Raw genomic sequence first — 21,909 nt, 5'->3', positions numbered from 1 at the left:
TCAGCTTACTTTTTCCTTAACCTCCTCTACTGAATCAAACACAGTGAAAATATTATTCAACTTGGTGATGATCAATAGTTTTTTTACGTGTTCCGAAGGGGAGGTAAGATAGACCTCTCCGTCTACATTTCTCATCTTGGTAAGCATGGTGATCAGTAAGCCAATCCCGCTCGAACTGATATAGCGAACCTGACTCAGGTCTACCACGAAATTTTTGATGCCATCATTAACAGCATCCGACACCATCTCCACCAACTTTGGTCCCACTTCATCTCCGATAAGGTCGCCTTGAATATGTAAAAAATAGGCTTTTTCTTCTTTGTGTAATTGGTAGGTTAATTTCATACAGTAGGTCTATTTTCGCATTCTTCTTTTTTACAATTACCATACAAGATCAGCGAGTGGTGTAATACCTGAAAATTAAGTATTTCTCCAACGGTGTTCTGTATATTCTGTACCCTAGGGTCACAAAATTCCAAGACTTTATTGCAATCGGTACAGATTAAATGATCGTGTTGCTTATACCCATAGGATTTTTCAAACTGAGCAAGGTTTTGTCCAAACTGATGTTTGGTCACCAAGTCACACTCCACCAAAAGATCCAAGGTATTATATACCGTGGCTCTACTGACACGGTAATTTTTATTTTTCATGCTGATGTAAAGAGACTCAACATCGAAATGTCCGGTTCTGCCATATATTTCTTCCAAAATGGCATATCTTTCAGGTGTTTTGCGTAGCTTTTTATTTTCCAGGTAAGCAGTAAATATCTTTTTTACTTCCTCAAAAACGCTTTCATTTAAGGCCATGTAATGCTTTTTTTTCAAATATAACTGTTCTTATTTAGAAAAGATTCAAATAAGAAGGAATAAGCAAAGGCTAATCAAATCGGGTCACTTTAATGATCCCCTCAACTTTGGAGAGGTTCTCCACCAATTTTTCCAAGTGCTGTGTGCTGTGTACGTAAAGTTTGATAGTACCTTCAAAAATCCCGCTGTCAGAGTCTACCGTAATAGAACGCATATTAACTTTTAGCTCATTGGAAATCACCTTGGTCACATCGTTGATAAGCCCTACTCTATCTGTCCCGATAATCCTAAGCCCAGCCAGAAATGCTATTTCCTGCTGACTGGTCCATCTGGCTTTAATTACCCTATTACCATGGTTGGAAAGCAACTCCAAAGCATTTGGACACGAAGTCCTATGGATCTTGATTCCTTCATTGACTGTAACAAAGCCAAAAACATCATCACCCGGAATAGGATTACAGCACTTAGCCAGGATATAATCCACTACATCCATATCCTCCCCTATCAAGAGCTGATCATGATCAGGGCCTTTTAAGTTTTTGATCTCTTTGGTAAAAGAAGATTCATCTTTCACCTTTTCTAAAGTTGGCTTACTTCTTTCCTTCTTCTGTTCTTTAAATTCTTTGAAGCTTTTGATGGAGGTTGCATCTATTACTCCTTTCCCTACTTTATAATAAAACTCATTGGGGGTTTTAGTTTCAAAATACGCCCTAAGCTGCTCTACAACTTCAGAGTTGAAATCCATTTTCATCTGACGTAATTTCCTTTGGACAATCTCCTTTCCATCAAGCATGGTGGACTTTTTGTCCTCTTTGAGCGCATCTTTGATTTTAGCCTTCGCTCTGGAAGTAACCACAGAGTTGAGCCAGTCTTCGGTGGGCTTTTGTTTGTTGGAGGTAAGGATTTCTACTTGATCTCCATTTTTGAGTTTATGGTTAATGGGAACAAGTTTTTGATTGACCTTAGCACCAATACATTTTGCTCCTACTTCTGTATGAATTTCAAAGGCAAAGTCCAAAGCTGTGGCCCCAAAAGGCAGTACTTTGAGTTCTCCTTTGGGGGTAAATACAAAAACCTCATCATGGAATAAGTTACCCCTGAAGTCATCCATAAATTCTATTGCTGAACCATCATTGGATTCCAAAAGAGATCTGACCTGCATGATCCACTTATCCAGGCCTGAACTGCTTTTTGCTTGAGCTGCTTCAATTTCCTTGTATTTCCAATGGGCTGCATAACCTCTTTCAGCAATATCATCCATTCTTAGAGTTCTTATCTGAACCTCTACCCATTGCCCGGTATTACTCATTACAGTGGTATGTAAAGATTCGTATCCATTAGCCCTAGGTGTACTGATCCAATCTCTTAATCTATCCGGATTTGGTCGGTAAAAATCTGTCACAATAGAATAGACTTGCCAAGAGTCTGCTTTTTCGTCCTCCAACTCACTGTCAATGATAATCCTGACTGCAAAAAGATCATACACTTCTTCAAAGGGAATATTCTGCTTTTTCATTTTATTGTAAATAGAAAAAACAGACTTGGGCCTTCCCTTCACAATGAATTCGAAACCCTGAGCATGTAACTCTTCTTCTATAGGGGCAATGAAAGCTTTAATGAATTTATTTCTGGATATCCGGGTCTCATTGATTTTTTCGACGATATAAGCATAAGTGTCCGAATCGGTGTATTTCAGGTAGAGATCTTCAAGTTCAGATTTTATTGCATATAGACCCAACCTGTGTGCAAGTGGAGCATAGAGGTACATGGTTTCAGAGGCAATTTTGAGTTGCTTGTGCCTCGGCATACTTTCCAATGTCCTCATATTGTTAAGCCTATCAGCCAACTTGATCAATATTACCCTGACATCATCAGAGAGTGTGAGCAGCATTTTTCTGAAATTCTCAGCCTGTTGAGAAGAACCATAATCAAAAACTCCCGAAATTTTGGTAAGCCCATCAATGATCTGTGCAACCTTGGGTCCAAAGTCTCTATCAATATCCTCAAGCTCCCAGTCAGTATCCTCCACCACATCATGTAATAATGCCGAGACAATACTGGTTGTACCCAGACCTATTTCTTCCACACAAACCAAAGCCACTTCCAGTGGATGATAAATATATGGTTCTCCAGACTTCCTACGCATTTCTGAATGTGCCTCATTAGCCACATTGAAAGCTTTTTTGATGATTTTCGCATCTCCCTCCTTGAGCATTGGTTTTGCCATTCGCAGCAATCTCCTATATCTCTTGAGAATTTCTTTTCTTTCTTCTTCTAAATCAACCTGAATCATATAATGGAGTAGTATTGCAAACCTTCAATCAAAATTAGAAGCTTAATTCAATTTTTTTTTCAACTTCTTAATGTTTTTTTTATTCACCTTTTGCAAGTTTGAAATTGATTATTACCTTTGCCCCACAATAATGCGGATGTGGCGAAATTGGTAGACGCACTAGACTTAGGATCTAGCGCCGTAAGGCATGGGGGTTCGAGTCCCTCTATCCGCACACATCTTAACCCTCAATCACAATTCCGATTTGAATCCGGCTTATGCGGAAATATCTGGGAAAAGAGATTGAGGGTTTTTAATTAACACATAACCAAAATCAAATTCCCTTGGAAATCTCTTTAGACAAACAATCAGCAAATCAAGCTTCAGTTAAAATTAAATTAAATGAAGCAGATTACCAACCAAAGGTTGAGGCGAAACTTAAAGATTATGCCAGAAAAGCAAATATCAAAGGTTTCAGACCAGGCAAGGCTCCTGTTTCCATGATAAAGAAAATGTACGGCACATCTGTTTTGGTAGATGAAATCAATGAGCTACTTTCTTCATCTTTAAACACTTACTTGAAAGAACAGACTTTCAAAATTCTTGGAGACCCACTTCCAATGATTGAAGATGCCGATGCTATTGATTGGAAGAACCAAAAGGAATTTGAATTCCAATATAAAATTGGTTTTGTTGAAAATATTGAATTCAAACTTGATGAGTCACTCAATGCAACTTCTTATAAAATAGAAATGAGTGACAGTGAAGTGGAAGAAGCCATTACCAACCTGAGAAGTCAATATGGCAAAATGACCAATCCAGAAGTAAGCGAGGAAAATGATTTTCTTTATGGCGACTTAAAATCTGAGGATGGAGAATTTGAAAAGACATTCAGTCTTCCGCTTTCTAAAGTAGAGAAAAAGTCTCTGAAAAAGTTTGTTGGTGTGAAAAAAGGAGATGTTATCGAGTTGGATCCATCTAAAGTCATCAAAGAAGAATTGGCTGAAACAGTGGGTGTAGAGGAAGATGAAATTGAAAAATTATCAGGAAAATTCACTTTCACTGTACAAAACATAAACAGAACAGAACTTGCTGACTTTGATCAGGAATTTTTCGACAAACTCTTCGGTCCAAACCAAGTTGAGTCCGAAGAGGCTATGAGAGAGAAGGTAAGAGAAATCATATCTGAAAATTACAACAAGGAAGCGATTGTTTACAGTGATGAGCAATTGAAAGATAAGCTTATAGATTCCGCAGAAATTGATCTACCTGAAGAATTCCTTAAAGAATGGTTGCTAAAAGCAAATGAAGGTAAAGTAACTGCCGAGCAGGTAGAAAAAGAATACCCTATTTACGCCAAGCAATTGAAATGGACATTGATTTCCAATAAAGTTGCACAAGACAATGAGATCAAACCTGAACACGAGGATGTGATTGAAAAAACCAAAGAAATGATCAGGGAACAGTTTGCTTCTTCTGGCATGGGTGCACAGATGGAAGACAGCATGGATATGTTTGTGGACAACTACTTACAAGGGAATGAAGGTCAGAATTACATGCAAATGATGACTTCAGTTCAAAACGATAAAGTTTTGGGATTTGTAAAAGAAAAAGCAAATGTGAAAGAAGAAAGTATCAGCGCTGATAAATTCAAGGAATTGGTGGAAAACTAATCCTGGTTCAAAACTGTTAACAAAAAGTCCTTCTTTTAGTAAGGGCTTTTTTTATTTTTGTACATTACTAAAAACGCAATTATGATCAACAGAGACGAATTCAGAAAATTCGCTGTACACAATAGAGGTATAAGCGGAAATGCATTTGACCAATACAATACGTTTGTAGAAAATATGACAAGGTCAGTGATCGAGGAAAGACCGACTAATTTCAGAGAAATTGATGTGTTTTCCAGGTTGATAATGGATAGGATTATTTTTCTGGGAACACAGGTAGATGACTTCATTGCCAACATCATCACCGCACAGCTTTTATTTCTGGAGTCCACAGATCCCAAAAAAGATGTTTTATTATATGTCAATAGCCCAGGAGGTTCAGTTACCGCCGGACTGGGAATATACGACACCATGCAGTACATTCAGCCTGAAGTAGCCACGATCTGTACAGGAATTGCTGCTTCCATGGGCGCAGTATTGCTTGCAGGTGGTGCAAAGGACAAAAGATCTGCACTGAAACATTCAAGGGTGATGATCCATCAACCATCTGGAGGGATGCAAGGCCAATCCAAAGACATGGAAATTTCTTTGAAATTGATCTTGTCTATGAAGCAGGAATTGTATCAAATATTAGCTGAACACTCCGGTAGAACATATGAAGAAATTGAGCGAGATTCAGATAGAGATTACTGGATGAAAGCTCCTGAGGCCAAAGAATACGGTCTCATTGATGAAGTATTAGTAAGAAAATAAAAAAACATGGCACAAATTACCTGTTCATTTTGCGGGAGAAATAAAAAAGATGTCGACCTTATGGTATCGGGCATTTCAGCCCATATCTGTAATTTCTGCATTGACCAAGCCTATCAGATTTTGGGGGAGGAAGAAAAAAACAAAAAACCTTCCAAGAACCTAAAGTTTAATCTTAAAAAACCAAAAGAGCTTACTGAATACCTCAGTGAATATGTAATTGGTCAATATGATGCAAAAAAGGTACTTAATGTAGCTGTTTACAATCATTACAAAAGACTTTCTCAAAAATCCTCAGAACAGGATGATATACGGATTGAAAAGTCCAATATCATCATGGTAGGAGATACTGGAACAGGAAAAACTTACCTTGCAAAAACGCTCGCAAGAATACTGGAAGTTCCTTTTTGTATAGCCGATGCTACTGTACTTACCGAGGCAGGGTATGTAGGTGAAGATGTGGAAAGTATCCTTACCAGGTTACTGCAAGCTGCAGATTACAACGTAGAAGCTGCTGAAAGAGGAATTGTCTATATCGATGAGATTGATAAAATTGCAAGAAAATCAGACAACCCTTCCATCACAAGAGATGTAAGTGGAGAAGGTGTACAGCAGGCTTTACTTAAGCTTTTGGAAGGCACCGTGGTTAATGTTCCTCCACAAGGTGGAAGAAAGCATCCTGACCAAAAAATGATTGCAGTGAATACTGAAAATATCCTTTTCATCTGCGGAGGTGCTTTTGATGGTATTGGCAGACACATTGCAAACAGACTCAATACGCAGCCATTAGGTTTTAGTAAGAAATCTGAAAATCAGCAAATCGATCGTGCCAACCTTTTACAATATGTCACCGCACAGGATCTCAAATCTTTTGGACTAATACCGGAATTAATAGGTAGACTTCCGGTGGTAACCCACTTAGATCCGTTGGATGCTGCTGCTTTGAAAAGCATCTTGACCGAGCCTAAGAATGCTTTGACCAAACAATACAAGAAGTTATTGGACATGGAAAATGTCAAACTGACTTTTGAAGAAAGCGGTATCGATTATATCGTTGAAAAAGCAATGGAGTACAATCTAGGAGCTAGAGGCTTAAGGTCAATTTGTGAAGCAATTATCACAGATGCGATGTACGAGCTCCCGTCAGATGATTCCATTACTGAATTGGTCATTGATCAAAAATATGCAAAAGAGCAATTTGAAAAGTCAAAATTCAAAAAATTGCAAGTAGCTTAAAAACAAAAAACGCATCCTCAGATGCGTTTTTTGTTTTATTACACTATCAGGCAGACCGTAAACCTCGCCATTAATAGTAATATTAATAAATTTTAAATGTTTCATGTTTCGATAAATATCGAAAGCGCTTCCCAGCCAACCGCTGTCGGTGGCCATCACCAATAAAAGGCCTGCTCAAATACATCATTACAGCCATATCTATCAACCTGAAAATGTATTGTCCAGGTGTTGATCTTTAGCTCTCACAGGTTCAAGCTCCAGAAACTGTTCCCAGAAAGACTCTTCCGGTAAGGCAGCTCTCAAGTAAAGTTTTTCCTTTTTAATTGGATGGACAAAAACCAGATGAAAAGCATGCAAGTTGATACTCGCATCTGCATTCGGCTTATGAAACCCATATTTAAGGTCCCCTCGAATAGGACATCCCATCGATGCCAATTGAACTCTTATCTGATGTGGACGGCCTGAAATTGGCCTTACTTCCAAGAGCCAATGATCGTTAAGTTTATCCAGCCTTTTGTAATTCAATTCCGCTTTTTGCGAATCAGGAACTTCTTTTTCATAGGCCGTAACAATATTTTTTTTCTCATCTTTTACCAGCCAATGCGTAAGTTTCCCCATCTCATCCTTAGGTCTTTTCTTTACTACTGCCCAATAGACTTTATGAATTTCCCTTTTCCGGAACAACTCCATCATCCTTTCAAGGCCTTTGGAGGTTCTGGCAAAAACCACCAGACCACTTACCGGTCTATCCAATCTGTGAACAGGATGTAAAAAAACCGCCCCGGGCTTATTATATTTATGTGCTATGTATTCCCTGCAATAATCTGTAAGGGTCTTATCCCCTGTTTTGTCTCCCTGTACAAGGACACCCGCTGCCTTATTTACAACTAATAAATGATTGTCTTCATAGACAACGGAAAATGCTTTTGCTTTCATTTCAATTCCTTATTTTGATACAAAGATATTTTATTAATTACAGACCTCGGGGTCTTATTTGATTTTTATGTTAAATTAAGCCAAGGCCTTAAATTCAGCCTATAGATTTTCCAATTCTTAAGCAATATATTTTAATGAATCTAAAAAAGACATATCGGGATACCGTTGGAATTCTCAAGAAGACAATTGGCTTTGTGGGACAAGATCAACCTATAGTTTATAGTGCAGCCATAGCATTTTTCACCTTATTTTCCCTCCCTGCAATTTTGGTAGTTATAGTTTCTATTGGCACCATATTTTTTGAAAAGACGGAAATCAAGGATGAAATCATCAGCCAAATAGAAGAAAATGTTGGTACAGAGGCAGCTGATCAGGTGGCAGAAGTATTAGACAATGTAATGAACTTACCAGACTCAACTCTTTACATCATCATTGCTGTATTGGTTATTTTCAAAAGTGCGACCATGATTTTTGGCATCCTTCAAAAAGCGCTGAACTCTATCTGGAAAGTAAAAATCAAAAAAGGAGTTAGTTTTTGGAAAATCGCCAAATACCGTTCTATACCCTTACTATTCGTCATCGGGATCGGCTTATTGCTGGTTTTGACCTTGTTTATTGACTTGCTTCAGTCTTATATTTCAAATGTGGCTTCAGGGATACTGCCTGAAACAGTCGAGACGGTTTTATTTAGCCTTATTAAGATGTCATTTAATTTCACTGTGGTGATGTTTTTTTTCACCATTGTTCACAAAACCTTACCAGATGTCATTATCCAATGGCAGGATGCTTTTGCAGGTGGAATTATAACCACCTTACTTTTTATGGTCGGATCAAGGGTGATTAACTTAATTATTTCAAACCTTGACCTTAATAATTATTATTCAGCAGCTGGTTCATTGGTTATCTTGTTGCTTTGGATTTTCTACAGTTCCTTAATTCTTTTTCTATGTGGAGAAATCACAAAAGCCTATGCCCTCCAGCGGGGACATGAGATAAAGCCAAAAGCAATCGCTTCTCTATACTCGTATAACACAGAAGAGGATGAAATTGAGTGAAAATTAAAATTCTGAAGTGAAGTGAAAGTCTATTTCAGGATAGTTGTCCTGGACCATTTGCAACCAAGACTTTGATTCAGCCATAAATACCAACTTACCATCTTTATCCTGTGCAATGTGCCTACTTTTAGAACGGACAAACTCATCAAGTTGCTTTTTATCTTTGCTGCTGATCCAGCAAGCTTTATATAAATTCATCGGAGCAAATTCCACGGAGGCATTGTATTCATTTTTCAACCTAAATTGGATTACTTCAAATTGCAATTGACCTACAGTTCCCACAACTTTTCTTGCCCCCATTTCATAGGTAAAATATTGGGCTACTCCCTCTTCCATAAGTTGTTTGAGGCCTTTTTCCAATTGCTTGGTCTTCATAGCGTCCTTGTTGATAACTTCTTTGAAGATTTCCGGAGAAAAAGAAGGAATCCCCTTAAAGGTCATGTCCTCCCCTTCTGTCAAGGTGTCTCCTATCTTGAGATTACCCGTGTCAAAAAGTCCCACTATATCTCCAGGAAATGCTTCATCCACCATTTCCCTATCCTGCGCCATAAATTGCGTAACGTTAGAAAATCGAAGGGGCTTTGGCCCTCTTACATGATTATATGGCTTATTTCTCTGGAATTTACCACTGCAAATCCTCAAAAAAGCAATTCTATTCCTATGATTAGGATCCATATTTGCATGGATTTTAAAAATAAAACCTGAAAACTTGGACTCCTCTGGCTTCACTTCTCTATCTTCGGTCTGACGGCTTTTTGGAGTAGGTGCTATTCTTATAAACGTATCAAGCATTTCATTCACTCCGAAATTATTCACAGCAGAACCGAAAAACACCGGAGCAACCTTACCCTCCAAATATTCTTTGGTGTCAAAATCAGTATACACCCCTTCTATCAATTCCACATCTTCCCTGAGCTGATTCGCATAACTGTTCCCAATAATTTCATCAAGCCTATTGTCATCTAGGTTTTCAAACTGTTCACGTGCATCGCTTAGTTTCCTTTGGCTCGGAGAAAATAAATTGAGTTTCTTATCATACAAATTATATACTCCTTTGAAGCTTTTGCCCATACCAATTGGCCAAGAGAGCGGACGTACTTGAATATTAAGTTTTTCTTCTACCTCATCCAGAAGTTCATATGGATCTCTTCCTTCCCTATCTAGCTTGTTAATAAAGCAGATCACAGGTGTATTCCGCATGCGGCAGACTTCCATTAGTTTTTCTGTCTGAATCTCCACACCCTTCACACAGTCTATCACCATGATTACTGAATCAACCGCAGTAAGCGTTCTATAGGTGTCTTCAGCAAAATCTTGGTGACCAGGAGTATCTAAAAGATTGATTTTTATTCCCTGATATTCAAAACCCATGACAGAAGTAGCAACAGAAATGCCTCTTTGCTTTTCTATTTCCATCCAGTCAGACTTGGTTGCGGTATCAATCTTATTTGACTTTACAGCACCTGCGGTTTGAATAGCTCCACCAAAAAGCAGTAGTTTTTCAGTCAACGTGGTTTTTCCGGCATCCGGGTGGGCAATGATGGCGAAAGTTCTTCTTTTTTGTATTTCTTTGGTCAAACTCATGTCTTTCCTTTATCAGTCGATTTTCAGTCTGCAAAGGTAATCCATTAATTTAAAGGTTGGAAGGACGGCGAATTTAAATTGTATAACAAGCAAAGATGGAATCTATGATTCCTACTGTATCAAAAAATCTTCTCTTTTAAAGCCTGAGATGCCTTCCTTACTCCCATGAAGTACAATTCTAAATGTGGTGCCAATTCCTGGTTCTGAGCTTTTGACGTAAATTTTACCTTTATGATAACCTTCTATAATTCTTTTGGCTAAAGTAAGACCTAGGCCCCAACCGCGCCGTCTTGTGGTGAAACCAGGATTAAACACCCTTTTATAGAAACTTCTCTCCATTCCTTTACCAGTATCGGTAATGTCGACAAATACAAATTTCTCACTTTCCTTAATGATGTCTATTGAAATCACACCCTGACCTTTCATCGCGTCAACAGCATTTTTACAAATATTTTCTACGACCCATTCAAAGAGTGGCTTATTCAACATTGCCTCGATATCATTGGAGTAACCATTAACTTTCATCTCTACTTTGGAAGAGATTCTTGGTCTCAAATAATTGATAGCCTCGTCTACGACAGAGAAAACATTTTCAGGTTGAATAGAAGGTGTGCTGCCAATGGAACTGAACCGCTCAGTGACCATCCTTAATTTGACAACATCTTTATCCATTTCCTGAATGACCTCTTTATTCTCTTCCCATACAGGGGAGTTTCGTAAGTAATCAATCCAAGCCATCAAGGAAGCAATAGGCGTCCCTAGCTGGTGGGCAGTTTCTTTGGTAAGTCCTGCCCAAACTCGGTTTTGCTCAGCTACTTTTGATTGGTTAAACACTGCGTAGGCAAGCACCCCAAAAACCAAAATTACCGAAAGCTGGATATATGGATAATATTTAAGAGAGGTCAAAAGCTCTGAATTTCTATAAAAAACCAATGCATCTTCAGTAACAATCGGCTCATACTCTGCTTTCATTTTCTCTAACTCTTTCTGCAGCGTTTTTTGTTTATCTTCTTCCGAAGACCTCCTCTTGATATTTATGTTTCTATAATCAACTACATTTTCATCTGAATCCACCACAATCACAGGAATTGAAGTGTTTTGTTGAATGATCTCTTGATTGATAAATGTAAGGTTATCCGCATTCAAAGAGGCATACTCAAGTGCTCTTGCTAAAAGCTCAATTTGTCTTTTTTCACGATTTTTCAATTCTTCCACCAAGATATTGGTATAATAAATAGACCCAAAACTGATAATTATGGAGCAAATGAAAATGAGCCACTTGATTTTGTTCTTATTGGTGTATAAATCTAAAGTTGCGATATCCTGAAGTCTGTTCTTCATCAAAGGGGTGTTGGGAAAATACTATTATAGACAACTCAATTTATCGATAGATATTATCAATCTGACAATATTACCTTATAAAACGTTGCGGTCTCATATTTGTGTAGATGAGTTGAAATCAAAAATATAAATATTATGAGCACAAACGACATAGGTTTAAAAATAAAAGACAGCAAATTATTGGTAGAAAAACTCAATAGCCTTCTGGCCAATTATGAGATTTATTATCAAAACTTGAGGAATTTCCATTGGAATGTAACCGGACCGAACTTCTTTGAACTTCATGCTAAATTTGAAGAGCTGTATAATACAGCTAATTTAGGTATTGACGAAACTGCCGAAAGGATATTGACCCTTGGCGCAAGACCATTCTCTTCTTTTGATGAATATATCCAACATGCCGAAATCAAAGAAGCCAAAGAGGTGACTGACGGCAAAAAAATGGTGGAAATCATACGCGACAATCTCAATACCCTTCTGAAACTTGAAAGGACTGCTCTCGAAATAGCAGACGAACACGGAGACGAGGGTACTGTTTCATTGATGAGCGAATACATTACAGCAAAAGAGAAAACAGTCTGGATGCTTTCTGCTTATTTAAAATAAAGTAATGATTTACGCTTAAATAAAAAAGGCCGGGTTTACCTCCCAGCCTTTTTTTATGATTTCTAAAGTGTGTTTTTTTCCAATTATACATTTACATGTCTTTCGGCATGATAGGAAGACCTGACCAAAGGCCCTGATTCCACATATTTCAAACCTCTTTTTAATCCTTCCTCTCTATAATGATCAAATATCTCCGGGTGAATAAATTCAGCCACTTCAATATGCATTTTGGTAGGCTGAAGGTACTGTCCAAGTGTCAGTATATCACAGCCATGAACGACTAAATCATCCATTGCCTTATAAACCTCCTCTTTTTTCTCACCCAAACCAAGCATTATACCTGTTTTGGTTCTTTTCCCATATTCTTTAGTCAACTTGATTTGTTCTAGGGATCTGTTGTATTTGGCCTGAGGCCTTACTCTTCTATAAAGAGACTCAACTGTCTCCATATTATGGGAAACAACTTCCTGACCGCCACTGATCATTTTATATAAGGCGTCCCAGTTTGACTTAACATCAGGAATCAAAGTTTCTATGGTAGTTTCGGGAGATAATTTTTTGGTTTCAATTACTGTCTGATACCATATTTCTGCACCCCGATCTTTGAGTTCATCCCTATTCACCGAAGTAAGTACAGCATGTTTAACTCCCATTAATTTGATGGCTTCTGCTACTCTTCGAGGCTCATCCGTATCATACTCTGGGGGTCTCCCAGTAGCTACAGCACAAAATGAGCAAGATCTAGTGCATACATTTCCCAATATCATAAAAGTTGCTGTTCCTGCTCCCCAGCATTCTCCCATATTGGGACAATTACCACTTTCACAGATGGTATGGAGTTTATGTTCATCAACTAACTTTCTGACTTTTGCATACTCTTTTCCTACAGGCAACTTCACCCTCAACCAATTAGGTTTCTTTCTTTTCGTTGCCTCTTCAGATATTACTGGAAGTTCGATCATTCTATTTGTGATTTTACTTTGCAAAACTACTCCCAAAGATTGATTTTACCCAATTGGAAGCTCATTTCCTGAAGCCATAGAAGAAAGTAAAATAAACAGATTGAAAAATCTGTCTGTTCTCAACTGTAGGCATCAGAGGAATTTCCCTTGTAAAACCTTCCAATTGATATCCTAGTTCCAATCCTGTTACATTTGATTTGAATGCACCGAATTCAAAGTTTACTGCAGCTTTAGCATTTGCTCCAGCAGCAACCTCAGATCTACTAATCCCTTCAAATATACGGCCTGGCCCCAGGATACTTAAAGGACTTTGGTGAACTGCAGGATTGAACTGCTCCCTGACTGTTTCAACGCGGCTGACCGAATATTCTATGAAATATGGGGCAATGATACCTAAAGTTGGGCCAACTGCTCCCAAGACAGAAACCTGAACACCTTGTTGGGGTGCTTTTTTAAACAATATAAGCTCTCTGCCATAATATGGTCTTATGGAATAAAGGTAGTTTGACTTACCAAAAATGTAAGAATTCCCTAGTACGGTATTATACCTTACTTCTTTTGGGTTTTTGACATTAGCCAAGTCCAAACCAAAAAACTGGAAGTTCATTTCATCTATTCTCATCCCATATTTAAATGAAAAACCACCGATCAAACCACCATTGGTGTTCTTATTGACACCTACCAGAATTTCAGTGTCATATTCATAGTCTCCTGAATCTGACCTTTGTCCTAGAACTACTCCGGAAACCAGGAAAAAAAATAAGACTGCTGTATATTTAATACCCTTCATAATATGTCGCTTGGGAAATTAACGCTAATTTCGTTTGTAAGTTATAGAACCAAAAATAAAAATAAGAGTTTATGGCAACTATCAAAAGTTCCTATTCTGGAAATCTACGGACTGAAATGACCCACATCCAATCCGGAAGAAATGTGATCACGGACGCTCCTCTTGATAATAATGGGAAAGGAGAAGCCTTTTCCCCAACAGACCTCGTTGCAGCTGCATTAGGAAGCTGTATGGTTACCATAATGGGTATAGTAGGAAATAGAGATGGAGAAAAACTCGAAGGTTTATCCTGGGAAATCACCAAAATAATGCAATCCAACCCCAGGAAAATCAGCGAAATAATAATAACCTTCCATTGGGAAAATCCATCAAAAGATAAAAATACACTTCAAAAGTTAAAAAATGCTGCATTGACTTGTCCTGTTGCCCTGAGTCTTGATCCAGCAATCAAACAAACAATTACCTTTAATTTTTAAACTGAAATTATTTCATAGATTTTGTAGCATATTCAAGGAGTCTTACGTCTAGTATTCAATAAATTGTAAAAAGTAAGTCCTCATCTTTGGAACAACACCTGATAAAGGAAGCAAAAAAAGGAGACCAAAAGTCTCTGGAAATGCTCTATAAGCATTTCTATGGCTATGCCATGAGCGTAGCCTTGCGCTATTCCAATGGAAGAGACGAAGCCTGCGAAATAGTGAATGACAGTTTTATGAAGGTTTTTGACAAGCTGCCTCAATACAGTGAAGCCAACTCGTTTAAAGGATGGTTTAGAAGAATACTTGTCAATACTTCTATAGACTATTATAGAAAAAATGTCAAACACTTTTCTGCCATGGACATAGAAAAGGTAGATACAGAGAGCTATGAACCCGAAATCATCAGTCAATTATCAAAAGAAGATATCCTCACCATACTAAGATCGCTTCCTGAAATGCTAAGGATTGTTTTCAATATGTATGAAATAGAAGGTTATTCACACAATGAAATTGCTGAACAATGTGGAATCCCTGCAAGTACTTCCAGAACATATTTAGCTAGGGCTAAGCAAAAATTAAGAGAGAAGGTTACAGCAATAAATCAAATCAGAAATGAAGGAGCAGTTCGATAAAAAACTAGCGGATAAGGTAAAAGCCTCCTTTGATAATCACCAAGAGGCTTATGACCCCAACGAGTGGAATAAGCTGGCTAAGGCATATTTTGCAAAGCCGAAAGGAACAGTTATGCCTTCTTGGGTCTATTGGGCTGCGTCCATCACTGCAATAGCTTTGATAGCAACTTTCTTTTTACTTAATCCAAACGATGAAAGAACCGAATATTTAGGTGATAATAAAGTTGAAAAAATTTACGAAGATTCTACTTCGATGAGTGAATCCGAAGTACTTGACAAAACCACTCAAAAACCTTTTGACACCACTCAAAAATCTTTTGACGAAGACAACAGCTTGACCTTTGAACAAAGTCAAGGAAAGACTCCATCTAAAGTTCAATCAGAAATACAAGAACCAACTCAAGCTTTGATGAAATCACCCGAAACAATCAAACAAACAGATGTTCGTCAAACCTTCGAAAAAGATAAAGTGATTGCAAATACCAACGAAACTGAAAAGTCAGAGGTGAAATCCATGGAGGAAGAAAAATCCACCTCTCCCATGGATAAAACAATAGCCTCCTCACTCAAAGAAGAGGAAGAAAATAAAGCATTAGCGACAATCGAAAAATGGTTATCTGATGGTGCAGAAAAAAAGACAGAAGTTGAGGTAGAAGAAAAAATGGAACCCCTTAAACTTGGCGTTTATCTGATGCCACAATCCACAACAAGTTCTACTCAGGCGATAAGCTTGGGAGCAGGAATCATAACGGAACTGCCTGTGTCAAAAAAATTCAAAATTGATCTAGGACTCGCCTATGCCCAACAAAATATTGTCCCGGGCACAAATATTAACTCCAATGTTATGGTAGCACAATCTTTGTCTATGACCGATAGATCTGCCATGATGTCAAGCAATTTCATTACCGCTACCAATGAACTCAGCTTCGGACAGCTTGAAGTACCATTCAACCTGAAATACAAGGTTTTTGAAAACGAAAAATCAGATATTTATCTGATATCAGGTGTATCCAACATGTTCTACCTGAATCAAAGAAATACGGTCACCTATAATGCTGTAAGCTTGGCAAGTTCAGGATTTGCGGGATCAACAGCAGCACTGACTACCCTTTCTGAAACATTTACACCTGAATCCCAAAGTAATTCAAGCAATGTCGGTATAGGACAGCTGCTCAACCTTAGCTTTGGTTATGAACAAAACCTAAGTAACGGAACATTTCTATCCATAGAACCCTTCTACAAGCTCTCGCTAGGAAACCAGACTTTTATCAATCAACAATTTTCAATCGGCGGGCTCAATCTTAGGATGAACTTCCAACTCAAGGATAAAAAATAATCCCCATGAATAAATATTTTATAATTCTGCTTTTGACAATATCAATTTCTTGTTCACAAGAAGATAATGAAATTCTCAATGAAGATATGCAAAGAGATGACCGTAACCTTCAGGAATTCTTTGCTCAAAACAGCATAAATCCAAATGAGACCTCGTTAGGTATTTTTTATGAAAAAATAGAATCTAATGATCTCGGGAATCAAATTGTGTCTGGTGATATTTTAGGGATATATTATGAAATAAGTACGCTAGAAGGCCGGTTGATTGATAGCTATCTGGATGAAAGCAGATCGCCACGATTATTTTATCATGGAGAAGGTGGTACCATTCCTAGAGCAATCAACTTTGTCTCATCATTCGCAAAAGAAGGAGAGACGCTCATACTTTACGCCCCATCTTATTTGGGGTATGGCGATTATAACTTTCAGCAACTGATACAGCCTGAAGACAATTTGAAAATACAGATCAAATTCAAAAAAATATTCAATGAATTGGAAATACAGGAAATTGAAGATCAAAACATTCTTGACTATATAGCATCGAATAATCTTCAAGGATTTGAAAAATCAGATTCAGGGCTATATCTAAGAAAAATCAGAGAAGGCGAAACTAATGGGCAAAAAGCTGAGGAAGGAAATATTGTTAGAATTACATACAGTATTAGTCACTTAGATGAAGCACAACCAGTCGCACAAGTTAATTCCGAATCAAATGCTTTTCAGGTTACAATAGGTAGCGATACCAATGTCCCATTCATTGAAGAAGTTTTGAAAGACCTTTCAAAGGATGCCGAATTAAGGGCAATAGTGCCATCTTACTTAGCTTTTGGAGCTACTACGCAGGTTTTTCCTTTTGAAATTAGGAGGGACTTGATCCAAAGCGGAAGGCTAAGCCAAACTGTGAGACCTTTTGAACCCCTAATATTTCAGGCTAAAGTAATAGAGATAAGGTGAGGCCCTTTTCTTTTGTCTTTGTTTCTTGTTTTGGTTTATCCCTTTCTTTTAGCCAATTTTGATGTGAATAAACCCAAATAAACATGAGTTACCTTTTTGAAAGTTTTGTTGGTTGGCGTTCATATTGCCAAGAAAAAAATATCAAATTATACGAATCTGTAATTGAGTACGAAATTACTCAAAAGGGAAAAACAGAGGAAAGTATATGGGCCAATCTTCAAAAAGCCTATTCAGTAATGAAGGAGGCGGTAGAAACTGGCCTCAAGGAGGACATGACCTCTCGAAGTGGGATGATCAACAATGGGGCAAAAAAGGTTTACAATCATAATATTACCGTATTATCTCCGGAGTTTCAAAAACTCATCTCAAGGGCACTGGCTGCCAAAGAAGTGAACTCATGCATGGGCCGCGTAGTAGCAGCACCTACGGCAGGAGCATCTGGAATTCTACCAGGAACACTATACACACTTCAGGAAATCCACAACCTTTCAGATAAAAAAATATTAGAAGGCTTGTTGATAGGTGCAGGAATCGCCTTGATTATTGAACAAAAAGCAAGTTTAGCAGGTGCTGTTGGTGGTTGCCAAGCAGAAACAGGTTCTGCAGCGGCAATGGCAGCAGGTGCAATTGTATACTGCCTGGAAGGGAATATTGAACAGATATTTAATGCCGTTGCCATAACCATACAATGTATGTTAGGTTTGGTTTGTGATCCAGTGGCAGGTTTGGTAGAAATTCCTTGCGTTGTCAGAAATGCAAGTGCTGCAGCCATAGCAAACAGTTCGGCTCAAATTGCTTTGGCCAACGTCAGTGCTGTAATTCCAGTTGATGAGTGTGTAGATGCGATGGGTGAGATCGGTGCCAATATGGAGACAAAATACAAAGAAACTGCCTTAGGTGGACTTGCAGCTACAATAACAGGACAAGAAATCTCAAAAAGAGTTTTGATTCAAGATATAGAAATCCTTCCTGATGAGGATTTACCCGAATAACTCTTGGAATAAAGGTATAGCCATTATCCAATTTATGGAAGAACCCATAATGATTGCCCAAACCAAGCCACTGACAAACATATAAGTAAGAATCCGATTTCTTTTGACATTAAATGCTACCATGATAATGGTCCCACCAATTGGTGTCAAAAATATAGGGGTGGCTATAGCAATTCCTATCACTCCAAATTTTTGCCAAATTTTTACAATTCTGCGTTTCTGTTTTGTGAACCTTTTTTTATTGACACTAAGGGTCCAATGTGACTTAAACCAATTCCCTAAGTACGTTACAAATAGAACTGATACCATCATACCACTCAGCGTTACAAAAACGATTTCAAACAATCCAAAACCGGCAGCTGCACCAAGTATCGGTCCAGCTACAAACTTGAATAGGCAGGTGAAGAAAATTGCAAAAAATTTAAATAAATATTCCATTAAACTAGGGTGTATATATAGACTAAGTAAACAATCAATAAAACAAGGCCTTCCCACCTACTTATCCTTCTCTTTGTCCTAAGTAATGGAAACAACAGTAATGTAAATCCAATCATCCATATAAAATCTACTTTAATAAATGCTTCACTCACTACTATGGGGCTAATTACTGATGTAATGCCAATAATGGCTAAAACATTCATGATATTACTTCCAAGAATATTGCCTATTGCGATATCAGTTTTTTTATTCCATGCAGCTATCAATGAGGTAGCAAGCTCAGGAAGACTTGTCCCTATCGCAATCACAGTAATGCCTATTACCCTCTGACTGATTCCGAATTTTTCTGAGATAACCACCGCACTATCTACAAACAAATCAGATCCAAAATAAAGACCTACAATCCCTACAATTAGAAAAAATACGGATTTTATTATCTGTGTTTTTTTCAAAACACCACTTTCTCCCAAATCAGTATCTACTCTTGCTATTTTTCTAAAAAAATAATAATTAAGCACGAATAGAAGAAATATAAAGATCCCACCTTCAAATCTGGATAACATTCCATTGAATGCAAAAATAAAAAAAAGAAGAGACGTAAGTAGGGTGAATAGGTAATCTAGTTTTAAAATAGATTTGTGAATGGCTATAGGATACAATATAGCACTGATGCCTAGAACTAGTGAAATATTGGAAATATTGGATCCTATTACATTCCCTAAGGCTATATCGCTATTCCCTTTTAAGGCTGCATTTACACTCACCAGTAATTCTGGTGCTGATGTTCCAAAAGCTACTATAGTCAAACCAATGAGTCCTTGGCTAAGTCCAAAAAATGAAGCAAGATCAGAAGCCCCATCTACAAGGAATTTGCCTCCTGCCAACAGTATTAACAGCCCTAAAAACAAAAGAAAGTAAACCATCTAATTATAGCTTGGGGCCAAAAGCTAGATCACCGGCATCTCCTAATCCAGGAACTATGTATGACTTTTCATTCAGCGCCCTGTCAATGGCTCCGATCCAGAATTTATGATCAAGACCAAGATTTTTGGAAATATGATCAATACCTTCTGGAGCTGCTATAGCACCAACAACATGAAGCATTTTCGGCTTCCCAATCTTCAATAAGTTTTCGACAGTACTTATGATTGACTTCCCTGTAGCCAACATTGGATCAATCAAAATGACTTCTCTATCGGTTAAATCAGGGGTAGCTTGATATAAAAAATCTATAGAAATATTTTTTCCTGCTTCTTTCCTGTAAGCCCCTACAAAACCACAGTCCGCTCTATCAAAAACATTCAAAAAGCCCTGAAAAAATGGCATTGCAGCCCTCATGACACAAATAAGTAAGGGTTGCTCTTGTAATATTTTCCCCGTGGTCTTTTCAATGGGAGTCTGTATACCTATAGATTGATAGGAAAGGTCCTTAGACAATTCGTATGCTAGGATCGTTCCAATCCTTTCAAGATTATTCCTAAATCTTGATCTGTCTTTTTGAATCTCTATATCCCTTAACTCTGTAAGGTATTGAAGAACAATGTTATCGTGATCACTTAATACAAACATATTTCATTGATTTTATAGGTATGTTCATTCTGTTCGGCTAAGGTATCACCTACTTGGAGAAATAAAATTGCATAAAAAAAGCCTAACCAAAATGGTTAGGCTTAATATTTATATCAATGAATATTATTTCACTTCAAAACTTGTTCTTCTAGCAAGTTGTCTAGCATCTGCAGATCTCTTATCTACACTAGTATCCTCACCGAATCCTTTGTAAGAAAGTCTTCCACCTTCAATACCTGCAGCAACAAGAAGATCGTAAACAGCTTTCGCTCTTCTTTCAGATAACTTCATGTTGTAATCTTCTGGACCAATTTCGTCAGCATATCCTTTGATTTCAAGGTTTACACCTGGATTTCTTTTAAGGAAGTTAGCAACATAATTAACAGATGATGAAGAGTATCCAAGTGGCTTAGAGCTATCGAATGCAAAGTAAACATTTACATAACCTTCGTTAATTGCTTTCTTGAAGAAATCAACTTCTTCTACTTCTTCGATTGGACATCCGTCGTTAGACGCAGGACCTGGAGCGAATGGACACTTGTCCAAGTGATCAGGAATACCGTCTCCGTCAGAATCAAGAGTTCTACCAAAAGAATCTACTCTTGCACCAGCTGGAGTATTTGGCTCCTTATCAAGATAATCTGGAATACCATCTCCATCAGAATCCTTCAACATATCTTTAATTTCGCCAACTTGCTGAGCAAGCTCTTCTTTGGTAGCATACTTATCTGCAGCTATATACCAATCAGCATGCTGACCTTTGCTGCCTAAGTAAATATTCAATCCAATAGTACCTGTCCACCAAGTAGCGTTAGCTCCGAAGAAACCATTGTTGGTTGCAGCAGGAACATTAGGGTTGCTAGCGCTTGGAGGCATTGTGCTAGGAAGTATAGCAGAAGCACCGTCAAATGTAATGGTTTGACGACCATTCAAAATTGTACTGATATCACCTACCAATGCAACTCTTTCAGAAAGCTTCACTTGACCAGTTAGACCCGCAATAATGTTGTAAACATTATCATCGAAATCATTGAACGCATTTTCCTGTGGTCTTACTTGACCAAAACCAGCTCCTAAGTGACCAAGTAAACTTACGTTTCTTGAGAAAGTTTCCCAATTCATGATTCTACCCAAATTGGCTACACCTTGAAGGTTTACCCTGTGGTAGTTTGTTGAGAAGGAAGGACTGTTGCCACTTGCTTCACTGAATGAACCGAAACCGAAATCCAGTTTCGCACCAAATTTTTCATTGAACATATATCTCACCCCAAGGTCAGCATGTCCAATATTCAAGGTTGGAGACAAGAAACCTGGAGTTAACGGAGCCATTGGTTTATTGAATCCACCACCAAATTCGACAGACCATCTGTTGAAGTCGTCGTCCTGGGCATTGACTCCGAAAGCCAAAGCACCAGCCATAATTGTTGATAGTAGTAATTTTTTCATAATAAAAAATTTTTTCAAATTTTGAGTGTTTAATTGATTTGACTGCAAATTTA

The 21,909-nt window shown here is 37.9% G+C and carries 22 protein-coding genes and 1 tRNA gene; 11 read left to right on the top strand and 12 right to left on the bottom strand.

The annotated features are described in order from the left end of the window. The 3 genes from EA341_RS08675 to EA341_RS08665 all read right to left on the bottom strand — a co-directional run bounded on the left by EA341_RS08675 (window position 1) and on the right by EA341_RS08665 (window position 3,102). Window positions 1-345: an STAS domain-containing protein gene (locus EA341_RS08675; protein ID WP_293013005.1), complete on the bottom strand. Its 345-nt coding sequence runs from the start codon at window positions 343-345 to the stop codon at window positions 1-3. Continuing rightward, window positions 342-809, bottom strand: coding sequence for a Fur family transcriptional regulator (locus tag EA341_RS08670; RefSeq protein ID WP_293013004.1), 468 nt, complete (start codon window positions 807-809; stop codon window positions 342-344). The genes EA341_RS08675 and EA341_RS08670 overlap by 4 nt, the downstream gene beginning before the upstream one ends. A gap of 70 nt (window positions 810-879) precedes the next feature. Beyond that, window positions 880-3,102, bottom strand: coding sequence for a bifunctional (p)ppGpp synthetase/guanosine-3',5'-bis(diphosphate) 3'-pyrophosphohydrolase (locus EA341_RS08665; RefSeq protein ID WP_293013003.1), 2,223 nt, complete (start codon window positions 3,100-3,102; stop codon window positions 880-882). A gap of 132 nt (window positions 3,103-3,234) precedes the next feature. Between EA341_RS08665 and EA341_RS08660 the strand changes: the two genes are divergently transcribed. The 4 genes from EA341_RS08660 (at window position 3,235) to clpX (ending at window position 6,737) form a co-directional block, all read left to right on the top strand. Further along, a tRNA-Leu gene (locus tag EA341_RS08660) sits at window positions 3,235-3,316 on the top strand. Window positions 3,317-3,425: 109 nt separating this feature from the next. Beyond that, a complete protein-coding gene (tig, locus tag EA341_RS08655) occupies window positions 3,426-4,754 on the top strand; it encodes a trigger factor (protein WP_293013001.1) in 1,329 nt (442 codons plus the stop codon). An 81-nt stretch (window positions 4,755-4,835) separates the two neighbouring features. Beyond that, window positions 4,836-5,504, top strand: coding sequence for a ClpP family protease (locus tag EA341_RS08650; RefSeq protein ID WP_293013000.1), 669 nt, complete (start codon window positions 4,836-4,838; stop codon window positions 5,502-5,504). Window positions 5,505-5,510: 6 nt separating this feature from the next. Further along, entirely contained in the window at window positions 5,511-6,737 is a 1,227-nt protein-coding gene (gene clpX / locus EA341_RS08645) for an ATP-dependent Clp protease ATP-binding subunit ClpX (protein WP_293012999.1), read from the top strand. Window positions 6,738-6,938: 201 nt separating this feature from the next. Here the strand turns inward: clpX and EA341_RS08640 are convergent, their stop codons facing one another. Further along, a complete protein-coding gene (locus EA341_RS08640; RefSeq protein ID WP_293012998.1) occupies window positions 6,939-7,673 on the bottom strand; it encodes an RluA family pseudouridine synthase in 735 nt (244 codons plus the stop codon). A gap of 134 nt (window positions 7,674-7,807) precedes the next feature. Between EA341_RS08640 and EA341_RS08635 the strand changes: the two genes are divergently transcribed. Beyond that, the gene (locus EA341_RS08635; RefSeq protein WP_293012997.1) at window positions 7,808-8,728 is read left to right on the top strand and encodes a YihY/virulence factor BrkB family protein; all 921 of its coding nucleotides are present in this window, start codon (window positions 7,808-7,810) and stop codon (window positions 8,726-8,728) included. 3 nt (window positions 8,729-8,731) lie between these two features. Here the strand turns inward: EA341_RS08635 and EA341_RS08630 are convergent, their stop codons facing one another. Then, window positions 8,732-10,312: a peptide chain release factor 3 gene (locus EA341_RS08630; protein ID WP_293012996.1), complete on the bottom strand. Its 1,581-nt coding sequence runs from the start codon at window positions 10,310-10,312 to the stop codon at window positions 8,732-8,734. A 111-nt stretch (window positions 10,313-10,423) separates the two neighbouring features. Then, on the bottom strand, window positions 10,424-11,653 hold the full coding sequence (locus tag EA341_RS08625) for an ATP-binding protein (RefSeq protein ID WP_293012994.1): 1,230 nt from the start codon (window positions 11,651-11,653) through the stop codon (window positions 10,424-10,426). 135 nt (window positions 11,654-11,788) lie between these two features. Between EA341_RS08625 and EA341_RS08620 the strand changes: the two genes are divergently transcribed. After that, window positions 11,789-12,259: a DNA starvation/stationary phase protection protein gene (locus EA341_RS08620; protein WP_293012992.1), complete on the top strand. Its 471-nt coding sequence runs from the start codon at window positions 11,789-11,791 to the stop codon at window positions 12,257-12,259. Between the two features lie 83 nt (window positions 12,260-12,342). On the opposite strand, the gene lipA is transcribed toward EA341_RS08620, so the two are convergent. Together lipA and EA341_RS08610 are read right to left on the bottom strand one after the other, a co-directional pair. Continuing rightward, complete coding sequence (lipA, locus tag EA341_RS08615) at window positions 12,343-13,221, bottom strand: lipoyl synthase (RefSeq protein ID WP_293012990.1); 879 nt, start codon at window positions 13,219-13,221, stop codon at window positions 12,343-12,345. Between the two features lie 61 nt (window positions 13,222-13,282). Beyond that, window positions 13,283-14,011, bottom strand: a complete 729-nt coding sequence (locus EA341_RS08610) for a hypothetical protein (RefSeq protein WP_293012988.1) — start codon at window positions 14,009-14,011, stop codon at window positions 13,283-13,285. Between the two features lie 71 nt (window positions 14,012-14,082). Here EA341_RS08610 and EA341_RS08605 point away from each other — a divergent pair, with 71 nt between their 5' ends. From EA341_RS08605 to sdaAA, 5 genes are all read left to right on the top strand, one after another. Continuing rightward, window positions 14,083-14,487 carry an OsmC family protein gene (locus EA341_RS08605; protein WP_293012986.1) on the top strand — a complete coding sequence of 135 codons (405 nt, stop codon included), beginning with the start codon at window positions 14,083-14,085 and terminating at the stop codon, window positions 14,485-14,487. 86 nt (window positions 14,488-14,573) lie between these two features. Next, a complete protein-coding gene (locus tag EA341_RS08600; RefSeq protein ID WP_293012984.1) occupies window positions 14,574-15,122 on the top strand; it encodes a sigma-70 family RNA polymerase sigma factor in 549 nt (182 codons plus the stop codon). Next, window positions 15,103-16,458, top strand: coding sequence for a hypothetical protein (locus EA341_RS08595; protein WP_293012983.1), 1,356 nt, complete (start codon window positions 15,103-15,105; stop codon window positions 16,456-16,458). Before EA341_RS08600 ends, EA341_RS08595 begins: the two co-directional genes overlap by 20 nt. A gap of 5 nt (window positions 16,459-16,463) precedes the next feature. Further along, window positions 16,464-17,411 carry an FKBP-type peptidyl-prolyl cis-trans isomerase gene (locus tag EA341_RS08590; protein ID WP_293012982.1) on the top strand — a complete coding sequence of 316 codons (948 nt, stop codon included), beginning with the start codon at window positions 16,464-16,466 and terminating at the stop codon, window positions 17,409-17,411. Window positions 17,412-17,494: 83 nt separating this feature from the next. Continuing rightward, a complete protein-coding gene (gene sdaAA, locus EA341_RS08585; RefSeq protein WP_293012981.1) occupies window positions 17,495-18,403 on the top strand; it encodes an L-serine ammonia-lyase, iron-sulfur-dependent, subunit alpha in 909 nt (302 codons plus the stop codon). Here the strand turns inward: sdaAA and EA341_RS08580 are convergent. The 4 genes from EA341_RS08580 to EA341_RS08565 all read right to left on the bottom strand — a co-directional run bounded on the left by EA341_RS08580 (window position 18,392) and on the right by EA341_RS08565 (window position 21,856). After that, the gene (locus tag EA341_RS08580) at window positions 18,392-18,841 is read right to left on the bottom strand and encodes a hypothetical protein (protein WP_293012980.1); all 450 of its coding nucleotides are present in this window, start codon (window positions 18,839-18,841) and stop codon (window positions 18,392-18,394) included. The genes sdaAA and EA341_RS08580 overlap by 12 nt on opposite strands. Further along, window positions 18,841-19,764 (bottom strand): calcium/sodium antiporter, encoded by a 924-nt coding sequence (locus tag EA341_RS08575; RefSeq protein ID WP_293012978.1) that lies wholly within the window; start codon window positions 19,762-19,764, stop codon window positions 18,841-18,843. The genes EA341_RS08580 and EA341_RS08575 overlap by 1 nt, the downstream gene beginning before the upstream one ends. A 4-nt stretch (window positions 19,765-19,768) precedes the next feature. Further along, entirely contained in the window at window positions 19,769-20,410 is a 642-nt protein-coding gene (gene upp, locus EA341_RS08570) for a uracil phosphoribosyltransferase (RefSeq protein ID WP_293012977.1), read from the bottom strand. 123 nt (window positions 20,411-20,533) lie between these two features. Continuing rightward, window positions 20,534-21,856: an OmpA family protein gene (locus EA341_RS08565; RefSeq protein WP_293012976.1), complete on the bottom strand. Its 1,323-nt coding sequence runs from the start codon at window positions 21,854-21,856 to the stop codon at window positions 20,534-20,536. Window positions 21,857-21,909 lie beyond the last annotated feature (53 nt).

The sequence above is a fragment of the Mongoliibacter sp. genome (assembly GCF_007692705.1).
Taxonomy (GTDB): domain Bacteria; phylum Bacteroidota; class Bacteroidia; order Cytophagales; family Cyclobacteriaceae; genus Mongoliibacter.
This window is presented reverse-complemented; position numbering and strand designations above follow the sequence as displayed.

Coding starts and splice junctions, on each gene's coding strand:
- EA341_RS08605 (WP_293012986.1), top strand. CDS start 14,083: ATGGCAACTATCAAAAGTTCCTATTCTGGAAATCTACGGACTGAAATG.
- upp (WP_293012977.1), bottom strand. CDS start 20,410: ATGTTTGTATTAAGTGATCACGATAACATTGTTCTTCAATACCTTACA.
- EA341_RS08635 (WP_293012997.1), top strand. CDS start 7,808: ATGAATCTAAAAAAGACATATCGGGATACCGTTGGAATTCTCAAGAAG.
- EA341_RS08640 (WP_293012998.1), bottom strand. CDS start 7,673: ATGAAAGCAAAAGCATTTTCCGTTGTCTATGAAGACAATCATTTATTA.
- clpX (WP_293012999.1), top strand. CDS start 5,511: ATGGCACAAATTACCTGTTCATTTTGCGGGAGAAATAAAAAAGATGTC.
- EA341_RS08620 (WP_293012992.1), top strand. CDS start 11,789: ATGAGCACAAACGACATAGGTTTAAAAATAAAAGACAGCAAATTATTG.
- EA341_RS08630 (WP_293012996.1), bottom strand. CDS start 10,312: ATGAGTTTGACCAAAGAAATACAAAAAAGAAGAACTTTCGCCATCATT.
- EA341_RS08625 (WP_293012994.1), bottom strand. CDS start 11,653: ATGAAGAACAGACTTCAGGATATCGCAACTTTAGATTTATACACCAAT.
- lipA (WP_293012990.1), bottom strand. CDS start 13,221: ATGATCGAACTTCCAGTAATATCTGAAGAGGCAACGAAAAGAAAGAAA.
- sdaAA (WP_293012981.1), top strand. CDS start 17,495: ATGAGTTACCTTTTTGAAAGTTTTGTTGGTTGGCGTTCATATTGCCAA.
- EA341_RS08650 (WP_293013000.1), top strand. CDS start 4,836: ATGATCAACAGAGACGAATTCAGAAAATTCGCTGTACACAATAGAGGT.
- EA341_RS08565 (WP_293012976.1), bottom strand. CDS start 21,856: ATGAAAAAATTACTACTATCAACAATTATGGCTGGTGCTTTGGCTTTC.
- EA341_RS08675 (WP_293013005.1), bottom strand. CDS start 345: ATGAAATTAACCTACCAATTACACAAAGAAGAAAAAGCCTATTTTTTA.
- EA341_RS08580 (WP_293012980.1), bottom strand. CDS start 18,841: ATGGAATATTTATTTAAATTTTTTGCAATTTTCTTCACCTGCCTATTC.
- EA341_RS08670 (WP_293013004.1), bottom strand. CDS start 809: ATGGCCTTAAATGAAAGCGTTTTTGAGGAAGTAAAAAAGATATTTACT.
- EA341_RS08595 (WP_293012983.1), top strand. CDS start 15,103: ATGAAGGAGCAGTTCGATAAAAAACTAGCGGATAAGGTAAAAGCCTCC.
- EA341_RS08575 (WP_293012978.1), bottom strand. CDS start 19,764: ATGGTTTACTTTCTTTTGTTTTTAGGGCTGTTAATACTGTTGGCAGGA.
- EA341_RS08590 (WP_293012982.1), top strand. CDS start 16,464: ATGAATAAATATTTTATAATTCTGCTTTTGACAATATCAATTTCTTGT.
- EA341_RS08665 (WP_293013003.1), bottom strand. CDS start 3,102: ATGATTCAGGTTGATTTAGAAGAAGAAAGAAAAGAAATTCTCAAGAGA.
- EA341_RS08610 (WP_293012988.1), bottom strand. CDS start 14,011: ATGAAGGGTATTAAATATACAGCAGTCTTATTTTTTTTCCTGGTTTCC.